The organism is Polaromonas sp. P3_B4 (assembly GCF_056402835.1).
The window spans coordinates 478,654-491,044 of record NZ_JBFUGQ010000002.1; the positions used below are offsets into that span (position 1 = coordinate 478,654).

Genomic DNA, 12,391 nt, shown 5'->3' on the forward strand with positions numbered 1-12,391 from the left:
CGGGGTCAGATTCCTTTTATCATGATGCAAACTCTCGGTATTGCATTCCATGGCCCGCCTTCCCCGTCTGACGCTCCCCGGTTACCCGCACCACATCATTCAGCGGGGAAATAACCGGCAAGCTGTCTTTTCTTCGGCCGCCGACCACCAGGTGTTTTTGGCGTTGCTCGAAGAAAGCGCCCGCAAGTTCGGCGTTGCCCTGCATGCGTACGTGCTGATGGACAACCATTTCCATTTACTGGCGACGCCTTCCACAGCGGACAGCCTGCCGCAGATGATGCAAGCTGCCGGGCGGCGCTATGTGCGTTACTTCAACGACAGCCAGGGCCGCTCCGGCACCTTGTGGGAAGGGCGTTACCGGGCCACCGTGATCGAGGCCGAGCGCTACCTGCTGGCGTGCATGGCCTATATGGACCTCAATCCAGTCCGCGCGGGACTGGTGGCCGAGGTCAAAGACTATCCGTGGTCCAGCTACGGCCATTACGCAGGCCTGCGGGTCGACGGCCTGCTCACGCCACACCCGATGGTCTGGGCATTGGGCAACACGCCGTTCGCCCGTGAAGTGGCCTACGCCGGACTGGTGCGCGCCGGCATCACGCTGGAGCAGCAAGACCAGCTGACCCGATCCGCCCTGAGTGGCTGGGCCCTGGGTGGAGATGGCTTTTTGGCGGAGTTGCAAAAGCGCACAGAGCGCCGTGTCACCAGGAACCAGGCGGGACGCCCACCCCTGCGCGTGGCTGAGGGCCCGGATGATGAATAACTTCATATTTATCAAGGCTTGACGCGCTTGACTATAATATGTCCCCAATTTATTGTTGATTAAATTAATCGACATTTAATTGGAATCTGACCCCATTTAAACCGCTTGGCATTGTTGTTGCAATGCAATATGCTCCCATTCCCTGCGAAAAATTATGAACCTTGCGGATGGAAGCGTTGCCATGCCTTTTCTAAGGCCGCGCGGCACCGCCGTCATCCCCAACTGACGAGGAATTGCCATGACCACGGCTGCTGAAATCAAACATTTTGAAGAAAACGGTTTGTACTCCGGTGCAAACGAACATGACGCCTGCGGCGTCGGCTTCGTGGCGCACATCAAAGGGCACAAAAGCCACGCCATCGTCCAGCAAGGCCTGAAAATCCTCGAAAATCTCGACCATCGGGGTGCAGTGGGCGCTGACAAATTGATGGGTGACGGCGCCGGCATTTTGATTCAGCTGCCCGACGCGCTGTATCGCGAAGAAATGGCCAGCCAGGGCGTGCAGCTGCCGCCGCCCGGTGAGTACGGCGTCGGCATGGTGTTTCTGCCCAAAGAGCACGCATCCCGCCTGGCGTGCGAGCAGGCGCTGGAGCGCGCCGTCAAGGCTGAGGGCCAGGTGCTGCTGGGCTGGCGCGACGTGCCGGTCAACCGCGACATGCCCATGTCGCCCACCGTGCGCGAAAAAGAGCCCATCCTGCGCCAGATCTTCATCGGTCGCGGCAACGATGTGATCGTGCAGGACGCGCTGGAGCGCAAGCTGTACGTGATCCGCAAAACCGCCAGCGCCGCCATCCAGAACCTGCGCCTGACGCACAGCAAAGAATATTACGTGCCCAGCATGTCCAGCCGCACGGTGGTCTACAAAGGCCTGCTGCTGGCCGATCAAGTGGGCACCTACTACCGCGACCTGACCGACCCACGTTGCGTCTCGGCGCTTGGCCTGGTGCATCAGCGCTTTTCCACCAACACCTTCCCCGAGTGGCCACTGGCCCATCCCTACCGCTATGTGGCCCACAACGGCGAGATCAACACCGTCAAGGGCAACTACAACTGGATGAAGGCGCGTGAAGGCGTGATGTCCTCGCCAGTGCTCGGCGCCGACCTGCAAAAGCTCTATCCGATCAGCTTTGCCAGCCAGTCCGACACCGCGACCTTCGACAACTGCCTCGAGTTGCTGACCATGGCCGGCTATCCCATCAGCCAGGCCGTGATGATGATGATCCCCGAGCCCTGGGAGCAACACACCACCATGGACGAGCGCCGCAAGGCCTTCTATGAATACCACGCCGCCATGCTCGAGCCCTGGGACGGCCCGGCCTCCATCGTCTTCACCGACGGCCGCCAGATCGGCGCCACGCTGGACCGCAACGGCCTTCGTCCTTCGCGCTATTGCGTGACCGACGATGACCTCGTCATCATGGCCTCCGAATCCGGCGTGCTGCCGATTCCTGAGCACAAGATCGTGCGCAAATGGCGCCTTCAGCCCGGCAAGATGTTCCTGATCGACCTCGAACAGGGCCGCATGGTCGACGACGAGGAAATCAAGGCCACGCTGGCCCACAGCAAGCCCTACAAGCAGTGGATTGAAAATCTGCGCATCAAGCTGGACGACGTGGCCGGCAAGGCCGCCAAGACCTCTCCGGTCACTGTGCCCGCGGCTTCGAACCTTGCCCTGCTTGATCGCCAGCAGGCCTTTGGCTACACGCAGGAAGACATCAAATTCCTGATGTCCCCGATGGCCGCCAACGGCGAAGAAGCCACCGGTTCCATGGGCAACGACAGCCCGCTGGCCGTGCTGTCCAACAAGAACAAGCCGCTCTACAACTACTTCAAGCAGTTGTTTGCACAGGTGACCAACCCGCCCATCGACCCGATCCGCGAAGCCATCGTGATGTCGCTGGTGTCGTTCATCGGCCCCAAGCCCAACCTGCTGGACATCAACCAGGTCAATCCGCCGATGCGGCTGGAAGTCAGCCAGCCGGTGCTCAACGTGGCCGACATGCAAAAGCTGCGCGATATCGAGTCGCACACCCAGGGCAAGTTCAAGAGCTACACCCTGGACATCACCTATCCGCTGGCCTGGGGCCATGAAGGTGTCGAGGCCAAGCTGGCTTCGCTGTGCGCCGAGGCGGTCGACGCGATCAAGGACGGCAAGAACATCCTGATCATCAGCGACCGCGGCATCAGCGCCACGCAGGTTGCCATTCCGGCCTTGCTGGCTCTTTCCGCCATTCACCAGCACCTGGTGAAAGAAGGCCTGCGCACCACGGCCGGCCTGGTGGTCGAAACCGGCTCCGCCCGCGAAGTGCACCACTTTGCCGTGCTGGCCGGCTACGGCGCCGAAGCCGTGCACCCCTACCTCGCCATGGAAACGCTGGCCGAGCTGTCCAAAGGACTGCCGGGCGACCTCAGCACCGACAAGGCCGTCTACAACTACACCAAGGCCATCGGCAAGGGCCTGTCCAAGATCATGTCCAAGATGGGCGTGTCGACCTACATGAGCTACTGCGGCGCGCAACTGTTCGAGGCCATCGGCCTGAACCGTGACACCGTGGCCAAGTTCTTCACCGGCACGGCCAGCCAGGTTGAAGGCATGGGCGTGTTCGAGATCGCCGAAGAAGCGCTGCGCATGCACCGCGCGGCCTTCAGCGACGACCCGGTGCTGGCCAACATGCTGGACGCCGGCGGCGAATACGCCTGGCGCGTGCGCGGCGAAGACCACATGTGGACGCCCGACGCGATTGCCAAGCTGCAGCATTCCACGCGTTCCAACAACTGGAACACCTACAAGGAATACGCCCAGCTGATCAACGACCAGAACCGCCGTCATATGACGCTGCGCGGCCTGTTCGAGTTCAAGATTGACCCTTCCAAAGCCATCCCGATTGATGAAGTCGAGCCGGCCAAAGAGATCGTCAAGCGCTTTGCCACCGGCGCCATGTCGCTGGGCTCCATCAGCACCGAAGCCCATGCCACGCTGGCTGTGGCCATGAACCGCATCGGCGGCAAGAGCAACACGGGCGAGGGCGGTGAAGACCCGAACCGTTACCGGCAAGAGCTCAAAGGCATCCCGATCAAGAAGGGCGAGACGCTGAAAAGCGTGATCGGCCCTAAGCAGGTTGAGGTAGATTTGCCGCTGCAAGACGGCGACTCGCTGCGCTCGCGCATCAAGCAGGTGGCGTCCGGCCGATTTGGCGTCACGGCCGAATACCTGGTGTCGGCCGACCAGATCCAGATCAAGATGGCGCAGGGCGCCAAGCCCGGCGAAGGTGGCCAGCTGCCCGGCGGAAAAGTCAGCGAATACATCGGTTCGCTGCGTTACTCGGTGCCGGGTGTCGGTTTGATCTCGCCACCGCCGCACCACGACATCTACTCGATCGAAGACCTGGCCCAGCTGATCCACGATTTGAAGAACGTGAACCCGCGCGCCAGCATCAGCGTCAAGCTGGTGAGTGAGGTCGGCGTAGGAACCATTGCAGCGGGCGTGGCCAAGGCCAAGTCCGACCACGTGGTGATTGCCGGCCACGACGGCGGCACGGGTGCTTCGCCCTGGTCGTCCATCAAGCATGCCGGCTCGCCCTGGGAAATTGGCCTGGCCGAAACGCAGCAGACCCTGGTGCTCAACCGCCTGCGCGGCCGCATCCGTGTGCAGGCCGACGGCCAGATGAAAACCGGCCGCGACGTCATCATCGGCGCGTTGCTGGGCGCTGACGAATTCGGTTTTGCCACCGCGCCGCTGGTGGTTGAGGGTTGCATCATGATGCGCAAGTGCCACCTCAACACCTGCCCGGTCGGCGTGGCTACGCAAGACCCTGTGCTGCGCCAGAAATTCAGCGGCAAGCCCGAGCATGTGGTCAATTACTTCTTCTTCGTCGCCGAAGAAGCACGCCAGCTGATGGCGCAACTCGGCGTGCGCAAGTTTGATGACCTGATCGGCCGCGCCGACCTGCTCGACACGCAAAAAGGCATTGAGCACTGGAAGGCCAGCGGTCTTGATTTCGCCCGTCTGTTCTACCAGCCGAATGTGCCGGCCGACGTGCCACGCATGCACGTGATGGAACAAGACCACGCGCTCGAAAAAGCGCTGGACGTGCGTCTGATCGAAAAATCCAAAGCCGCAATTGAAAAGGGCGAAAAAGTCCAATTCATCGAAGTGGCGCGCAACGTCAACCGCACCGTCGGCGCCATGCTGTCGGGCGAGCTGACACGCCACCATCCGCAAGGCCTGCCCGACGACACGCTGCGCATCCAGCTCGAAGGCACGGGCGGCCAGTCCTTTGGCGCCTTCCTGGCCAAGGGCATCACCATGTACCTGATCGGCGACGCCAACGACTACACCGGCAAGGGCCTGTCGGGCGGCCGTATCGTCGTGCGCCCGAGTATCGACTTCCGCGGCGACGCGGTGAAGAACACCATCGTCGGCAACACCGTGCTGTACGGCGCGACCACCGGCGAAGCCTTCTTCAGCGGCGTGGCCGGTGAACGTTTTGCCGTGCGGCTCTCGGGCGCCACGGCGGTTGTTGAAGGCACGGGTGACCACGGTTGCGAATACATGACGGGCGGCACCGTCGCGGTGCTGGGCAAGACCGGCCGCAACTTCGCCGCCGGCATGAGCGGCGGCGTGGCTTATGTGTATGACGAAGATGGTTTGTTCGCCACGCGTTGCAACACTTCCATGGTGTCGATGGACCGCATCGTCACCACGGCCGAGCAGCACACCCATGACAAGGCCGACTGGCATGCCGAACAAAGCGATGAGGAATTGCTCAAGCGCCTCTTGCAAGACCACAACCGCTGGACCGGCAGCAAGCGCGCGCGCGAGTTGCTCGACAACTGGAGCGAGTCACGCCTGAAGTTTGTGAAGGTCTTCCCGAACGAATACAAGAAGGCGCTGATTGAGCGCAAGGAACGCCGCCTGGAAGCCGCGACCGAAACCACACGGGTCCAGGTCGCCACCAACCAGGAAGCGGTGGCGGCCAAGTAAGGCTGCTGAAGCTCTCACGCCACCTTACGTTTGCTATTAAATTTATAGCTGCTTGCGCTCATCCTTAAAGGGCTGGCGGCCTAAAACGCTTAAAAGAATTGCACAGGACGCATCATGGGAAAAATCACCGGCTTCATGGAATACGAGCGCATCGAAGAGGGCTACAAGCCCGTGCCGGAGCGCCTGAAGAACTACAAGGAATTTGTCATCGGGCTGGACGACGCGCAGGCCAACAAGCAGGCCGCGCGCTGTATGGACTGCGGCACGCCGTTTTGCAACAGCGGCTGCCCCGTCAACAACATCATTCCAGACTTCAACGACATGGTGTTTCGCGCCGACTGGAAAAACGCCATCGACACGCTGCACAGCACCAACAACTTCCCCGAGTTCACCGGTCGCATCTGCCCGGCACCCTGCGAAGCCGCCTGCACGCTGAACGTGAATGACGACGCCGTCGGCATCAAGTCCATCGAGCACGCCATCATCGACCGCGCCTGGTCCGAAGGCTGGGTCAAGCCTGTGATGCCCAAGCACAAGACCGGCAAGAAGGTTGCCGTGGTCGGCTCCGGTCCCGCCGGCATGGCCGCCGCGCAGCAGTTGGCGCGCGCCGGCCATGAGGTGACGCTGTTCGAGAAGAACGACCGTATCGGTGGCCTGCTGCGCTACGGCATCCCTGACTTCAAGATGGAAAAGGTCCATATCGATCGCCGCGTCGAGCAAATGAAGGCCGAAGGCGTGAACTTCCGCACCGGCGTGATGGTGGGCAGCATCAAAGACCCGTTGGGCAAGGATTCCAAAGTCACCAACTGGGCCAAAGAAAGCATCACCCCCGAGCAGCTGCAAAAAGACTTCGATGCCGTGATCCTCACGGGCGGCGCCGAGCAGTCGCGCGACCTGCCCGTGCCCGGCCGCGACCTCGACGGCGTTCATTTCGCGATGGAATTTTTGCCCCAGCAAAACAAGATCAACGCCGGTGACAAGGTCAAAGGCCAGCTGCGCGCCGACGGCAAGCACGTCATCGTGATTGGCGGCGGCGACACCGGTTCCGACTGCGTGGGCACCAGCAACCGCCACGGCGCGGTCAGCGTCACCCAGTTTGAACTGATGCCCCAGCCGCCCGAGGAAGAAAACCGCCCCATGACCTGGCCTTACTGGCCGATCAAGCTGCGTACATCTTCCAGCCACGAAGAAGGCTGCGAGCGCGAGTTCGCCATCTCCACCAAGGAACTGATCGGCGAAAAAGGCAAAGTCACGGGCCTGAAGACCGTTCGTGTCGAATGGAAAGACGGCAAGATGGTGGAAGTGCCAGGCTCCGAGCAAACCCTCAAGGCCGACCTGGTGCTGCTGGCCATGGGCTTTATCTCGCCGGTGGCGTCGGTTCTGGATGCGTTCGGCATCGAAAAAGACAACCGTGGCAATGCCAAGGCCCATACCGACTTCACCGGCGGCTATGCCACGAATGTGCCCAAGGTGTTTGCCGCCGGCGACATCCGCCGTGGCCAGAGCCTGGTGGTATGGGCGATTCGCGAAGGCCGTCAGGCCGCGCGCGCGGTCGACGAGTTCCTGATGGGCTTTAGCGACTTGCCGCGTTAATCGCCGCGCCCGGCCTTCGCAAATCGCCCCAAGGGGCGGTTAAGTAAACCCCAAGCTCGCGCTTGGGGTGCGCGTAGGCCGCCAGGCCGCGCGTGCGGTCGACGAGTTCCTGATGGGCTTTAGCGACTTGCCGCGTTAATCGCCGCACGCGGCCTTCGCAAATCGCCCCAAGGGGCGGTTAAATAAACCCCAAGCTCGCGCTTGGGGTGCGCGTAGGCCGCCAGGCCGCGCGTGCGGTGGACGAGTTCCTGATGGGCTTTAGCGACTTACCCCGCTAAGCGCTGCGCCCGGCCTTCACAAATCGCCCCAAGGGGCGGTTAAATAAACCCCAAGCTCGTGCTTGGGGTGCGTAGGCCCCGCCAGGCCGCGCGCGCGGTCGACGAGTTCCTGATGGGCTTCAGCGACCTGCGTCGCTAAGCGCCGCGCCCGGCGTTTATAAATCGCCAAAAAGGGGCGATTGAGAGGCCCAAGCTGGTGCCCGGATTGCGTGAAATGGTGCCAAACCTCCAGAAATCACCCAATTGGCGTGACGGTCCGTTGCGCTTTGCGCACATCTGCCTGGTTGGCAAATAACACCGAAAAACCCGGACGCTATCAAAAAAATAGCTGCTTGCGCTGGATAGTCGCGGCTTGCGGCCACTATCTGCCCGATAAAGCGGCAGCCTTTTTGGGCTACCCGCGCTGCTTTAGGCCGCACAGCCCAAGGTTTTTGGTTTCCGTTCAGGGACTGTATAAGGGCAAACCCCGTATCATTCGGTATTACTTACCCAAGCCAACACGCCTGCTGGCCTGTCTTTTCTCCTTCAATGCCCGACATTTCCGCATCATCATTGGTTGAGTTCAAGGATGTGACGTTTTCCTATCCCGGCTCTGCCGGTGATCGCGTCATCCTGGACAAGGTCACGCTGTCCGTGCCTCGCGGCAAGGTTACCGCGCTGATGGGCGCTTCAGGAGGCGGCAAAACCACCGTCCTGCGCCTCATCGGCGGGCAGCAAAAGGCTGTCAGCGGCGCTGTGCTGTTCGACGGCAAGGACGTCGGCAAGCTGGCCCAGGCGGAACTCTATGCCGCTCGCCGCCGCATGGGCATGCTGTTCCAGTTCGGTGCGTTGTTCACCGATCTGAGTGTTTTCGACAATGTGGCGTTTCCCTTGCGCGAGCACACCGAATTGGGTGAGGCCCTGATCCGCGATATCGTGCTGATGAAACTCAATGCGGTGGGCCTGCGCGGCGCGCGGGACCTGCTGCCCAGCGAAATTTCGGGCGGCATGGCCCGGCGGGTCGCGCTGGCGCGGGCCATTGTGCTGGACCCGGAACTCATCATGTACGACGAACCGTTCTCGGGGCTCGATCCGATCTCGCTCGGTACCGCCGCGCAGCTCATACGCCAGCTCAACGATACGCTGGGCATTACCAGCGTGGTGGTGTCGCATGATCTGGAAGAAACCTTCCGCATTGCCGACAAGGTCATCATCCTGGCCAATGGCGGCATTGCGGCGCAGGGCACACCTGACGAGGTGCGTCGCTCCACCGATCCGCTGGTGCACCAGTTCGTCAATGCGGAAAGCGAAGGCCCCGTGAAATTCCACTATCCGGGCCCCACTGTGGATGCCGATTTCGGCAACCCGGCGGCCAAATCAGGGAAGCGCGCATGAGCCGCTATAGCCCTGTCGCCCTGATTTCCGGCCTCGGTTTTTCCGTGCGCAGCCAGCTGGCCGAACTGGGCTACGCCGCGCGGTTGATGTCCCGGCTGGTGGCCCTCACCGGCCCCGCCCTGGCCCGCTTTGGCCTGGTGCGCGACCAGATTTTCTTTTTGGGCAACTACTCGCTGGCCATCATTGCCGTGTCGGGCCTGTTTGTCGGTTTTGTGCTGGGCCTGCAGGGCTACTACACGCTGCAGCGCTATGGCTCGGCAGAAGCGCTGGGCTTGCTGGTGGCGCTCAGCCTCGTGCGCGAACTCGGGCCTGTGGTCACTGCTTTGCTGTTTGCCGGCCGCGCCGGCACGGCGTTGACGGCCGAAATCGGCCTGATGAAAGCCGGCGAACAGCTCTCAGCCATGGAAATGATGGCGGTGGACCCGGTGCGGCGCATCCTGGCGCCCCGTTTCTGGGGCGGCATCATCGCCATGCCCCTGCTGGCTGCCGTGTTCAGCGCCGTGGGCATCATGGGTGGCTGGCTGGTGGGCGTGGTCATGATTGGTATTGATGCGGGCTCCTTCTGGAGCCAGATGCAGTCCGGTGTCGATGTCTGGCGCGACGTAGGTAACGGCATCATCAAGAGTTTTGTGTTTGGCGTCACCGTCACTTTTGTGGCCTTGCACCAGGGTTTCGAGGCCCAGCCGACGCCTGAGGGCGTGTCGCGCGCGACCACGCGGACCGTGGTGGTTGCATCGCTGGCCGTGCTGGGGCTGGATTTCCTGCTGACCGCCTCGATGTTCAGCCTTTAAAACCGTCTTCATACATTTTTAATTCCCCCATGAGAAAATCCTGCTTCCCAGTGTTTGCCTTGGGTGAACCCCGCAAGGACAAAACAGCCCGGAATGGCGAAGACGCCGGACCAGGCCACTGAAAGAAAACGATGCAACGTTCCAAAAATGATCTGTGGGTGGGTTTGTTCGTGTTGATTGGCGGCGCCGCCATCCTGTTTCTGGCGCTCAAGTCCGCGAATCTGCTCAGCCTGAATTTCGATACCTCCTACAAGGTGACGGCGAAATTCGACAACATTGGTGGCCTCAAGCCGCGAGCCGCGGTCAAAAGCGCTGGCGTGGTAGTGGGCCGGGTTGAAAATATCACTTTCGACGACAAGTCCTACCAGGCCAGCGTCAATCTGGCCATGGAAAGCCGTTACGTATTCCCGAAAGACAGCTCGCTGAAGATTTTGACCAGCGGATTGCTGGGCGAGCAGTACATCGGCGTGGAGGCCGGTGGGGACGAGAAAAATCTTGCCGCAGGGGACGTGGTCAAAAACACGCAGTCTGCCGTGGTGCTTGAGAATCTGATCAGCCAGTTTTTATATAGCAAGGCGGCAGACAGCAGTTCCGGATCAGGGTCTGCGCCGCCATCAGGGACGCCAGAAAAAAAATGACAGCAGAAATCACGATGAAAAAACCGGCCGGCTGGGCTGCGGCAGTGCTTGCACTGGCACTTCTCCAGGGATGTGCAACCGGCCCCAATGCGAGCCCGTCCGATCCGCTGGAGCCGTTCAACCGGACCATGTTCAATTTCAATGATGGTGTGGACCGCGCCGTCGTCAAACCCGTGGCAACCGCGTACCGGGATATCACGCCTGCGCCTGTGCGCACCGGTGTCACCAATTTCTTCGGCAACATTTCCGACGTGTGGTCCACCGTCAACAACCTGCTCCAGGGTAAAGGCCAGGCTTCTGTCGAAAGTTTTTTCCGCGTCACGACCAATACCATCTGGGGCGTGGGCGGCATTTTTGACGTTGCCAGCGATCTGAAGATTCCCAAGCACTCGGAAGATTTTGGCCAGACGCTCGGCGTTTGGGGTGTGGGCTCGGGCCCCTACCTCGTGCTGCCTTTGCTGGGCCCTTCTTCCGCGCGTGATTCGGTAGGTTCGCTGGTTGATTACCAGGGCGACCTGGTAAGCCGGATCGACAATGTCCGTGCCCGCAATTCCCTGACGACTTTGCGCCTGGTGAATGCCAGGGCCAACGTGCTCGGGGCCGGTGATGTCCTGGACCAGGCCGCACTCGACAAATACAGCTTCACCCGCGAAATCTACCTGCAGCGCCGCCGTAGCCTGATAGGCGGGACTTCGGTGGAAAAAGAGGAACGTTACGATTTGCCGGAAGGCACATCGGCCGCCCCAGCGGCACCAGCCTCCGCCGCCAAATAGCGTCCTGCCGGGTGTGAACAGGGGTCAAAAGGCTGTTGATTGCAAACAATATTTACAAGACTGCCGTAAAACTTCATTCACAGCCCGGAAACCATCCCGCAGAATAACCATCGAACCATCGGTTGCAACAGTGACGTATCCGTAGAGGTACAGCAATTTCCGCAACCGCATGCTTCGTCATAGAAGGAAAATCATGAAACGTAGAACACTTGGCCATTTATTTACCGCCGCCCTCAGCCTGGCCCTGATGGGGTCCGCACCGTTCGTTCGCGCAGCCGATGAGGCACCCGATGCCCTGATCAAGCGCGTTTCGGCCGATGTGCTGGACAACATCAAGACGGACAAGGCTGTAAAAGCCGGTGACCTCACCCGGGTGCTCGCGCTCGTCGACAGCAAGATCATGCCCAATGTGAACTTCACGCGCATGACGGCCTCTGCCGTCGGCCGCAACTGGCGCCAGGCCACGCCTGAGCAGCAAAAGAAGCTTCAGGACGAGTTCAAGGTCCTGCTGATCCGCACCTATTCCGGCGCACTGGCACAGGTCAGCGACCAGAGTGTCAATGTCAAGCCGCTGCGCGCGGCTCCGGAAGACACTGAAGTCGTCGTCCGCACCGAAGTTCTGGGCCGGGGCGACCCAATCCAGCTGGACTACCGCATGGAAAAAACCGCCACGGGCTGGAAGATCTATGACCTCAATGTGTTGGGCGTCTGGCTGGTGGAAACCTACCGCACCCAGTTCGCCCAGGAAATCAGCGCCAAGGGCGTTGATGGCCTGATCGCGTCTCTGGTTCAGCGCAACCAGTCCAATACCGGCGCAGGCGCCAAGAAATCCTGAGCGGCAACTGCGCCATGCTGACACTCCCTTCCGCCTTGACCCATGCGGTGGCTGCCGGTTTTTCTCACGGCCTGAAGCAGGCCGTGTTGTCGCAGCCGGGCGGGGTGGTGGTGGATGCGAGCGCACTCACCGAGTTTGATTCTTCCGCTCTGGCCGTCCTGCTTGAATGCCGCCGTGAGGCGCTGGCCGCCGGCAAGGGGTTCACGGTCACCGGCTTGCCTGTCCGCTTGCGCCAGCTGGCAGGCCTTTATGGCGTGGCGGAGCTGGTGCCTGCCACGGCCTGAGCCGTACCGCTGCGGCACCGGCCGCCCCCAGGGCATTCAGGTACCTGCCGGGATAAAACGGCGCCAGCCCTTAAAATGATG

Annotated in this window: 9 protein-coding genes; all 9 read left to right on the forward strand. The window is 61.2% G+C overall.

The window, feature by feature from the left end:
- Positions 1-49: 49 nt before the first annotated feature.
- The 9 genes from AC1DVV_RS18985 (at position 50) to AC1DVV_RS19025 (ending at position 12,310) form a co-directional block, all read left to right on the forward strand.
- Positions 50-760, forward strand: coding sequence for a transposase (locus AC1DVV_RS18985; RefSeq protein ID WP_477666050.1), 711 nt, complete (start codon positions 50-52; stop codon positions 758-760).
- 238 nt (positions 761-998) lie between these two features.
- Positions 999-5,744 (forward strand): glutamate synthase-related protein, encoded by a 4,746-nt coding sequence (locus AC1DVV_RS18990; RefSeq protein WP_457279725.1) that lies wholly within the window; start codon positions 999-1,001, stop codon positions 5,742-5,744.
- Positions 5,745-5,858: 114 nt separating this feature from the next.
- Positions 5,859-7,337 (forward strand): glutamate synthase subunit beta, encoded by a 1,479-nt coding sequence (locus tag AC1DVV_RS18995; protein ID WP_477666051.1) that lies wholly within the window; start codon positions 5,859-5,861, stop codon positions 7,335-7,337.
- Between the two features lie 806 nt (positions 7,338-8,143).
- A complete protein-coding gene (locus AC1DVV_RS19000; protein ID WP_457279723.1) occupies positions 8,144-8,989 on the forward strand; it encodes an ABC transporter ATP-binding protein in 846 nt (281 codons plus the stop codon).
- The gene (gene mlaE / locus AC1DVV_RS19005) at positions 8,986-9,780 is read left to right on the forward strand and encodes a lipid asymmetry maintenance ABC transporter permease subunit MlaE (RefSeq protein ID WP_457279722.1); all 795 of its coding nucleotides are present in this window, start codon (positions 8,986-8,988) and stop codon (positions 9,778-9,780) included. The genes AC1DVV_RS19000 and mlaE overlap by 4 nt, the downstream gene beginning before the upstream one ends.
- A gap of 131 nt (positions 9,781-9,911) precedes the next feature.
- Positions 9,912-10,418, forward strand: coding sequence for an outer membrane lipid asymmetry maintenance protein MlaD (gene mlaD / locus AC1DVV_RS19010; protein WP_457279721.1), 507 nt, complete (start codon positions 9,912-9,914; stop codon positions 10,416-10,418).
- Positions 10,415-11,191, forward strand: a complete 777-nt coding sequence (locus AC1DVV_RS19015) for an MlaA family lipoprotein (protein ID WP_457279720.1) — start codon at positions 10,415-10,417, stop codon at positions 11,189-11,191. Before mlaD ends, AC1DVV_RS19015 begins: the two co-directional genes overlap by 4 nt.
- A gap of 193 nt (positions 11,192-11,384) precedes the next feature.
- Complete coding sequence (locus AC1DVV_RS19020; protein WP_457279719.1) at positions 11,385-12,026, forward strand: MlaC/ttg2D family ABC transporter substrate-binding protein; 642 nt, start codon at positions 11,385-11,387, stop codon at positions 12,024-12,026.
- A gap of 14 nt (positions 12,027-12,040) precedes the next feature.
- Positions 12,041-12,310, forward strand: a complete 270-nt coding sequence (locus AC1DVV_RS19025) for an STAS domain-containing protein (RefSeq protein WP_457279718.1) — start codon at positions 12,041-12,043, stop codon at positions 12,308-12,310.
- Positions 12,311-12,391: the final 81 nt, after the last annotated feature.

Bases quoted from the DNA above. Each gene is read 5' to 3' on its own strand.
- AC1DVV_RS18985 (WP_477666050.1), top strand. From the start codon at position 50: ATGGCCCGCCTTCCCCGTCTGACGCTCCCCGGTTACCCGCACCACATC.
- AC1DVV_RS19000 (WP_457279723.1), top strand. From the start codon at position 8,144: ATGCCCGACATTTCCGCATCATCATTGGTTGAGTTCAAGGATGTGACG.
- AC1DVV_RS19015 (WP_457279720.1), top strand. From the start codon at position 10,415: ATGACAGCAGAAATCACGATGAAAAAACCGGCCGGCTGGGCTGCGGCA.
- AC1DVV_RS19025 (WP_457279718.1), top strand. From the start codon at position 12,041: ATGCTGACACTCCCTTCCGCCTTGACCCATGCGGTGGCTGCCGGTTTT.
- mlaD (WP_457279721.1), top strand. From the start codon at position 9,912: ATGCAACGTTCCAAAAATGATCTGTGGGTGGGTTTGTTCGTGTTGATT.
- AC1DVV_RS18990 (WP_457279725.1), top strand. From the start codon at position 999: ATGACCACGGCTGCTGAAATCAAACATTTTGAAGAAAACGGTTTGTAC.
- mlaE (WP_457279722.1), top strand. From the start codon at position 8,986: ATGAGCCGCTATAGCCCTGTCGCCCTGATTTCCGGCCTCGGTTTTTCC.
- AC1DVV_RS18995 (WP_477666051.1), top strand. From the start codon at position 5,859: ATGGGAAAAATCACCGGCTTCATGGAATACGAGCGCATCGAAGAGGGC.
- AC1DVV_RS19020 (WP_457279719.1), top strand. From the start codon at position 11,385: ATGAAACGTAGAACACTTGGCCATTTATTTACCGCCGCCCTCAGCCTG.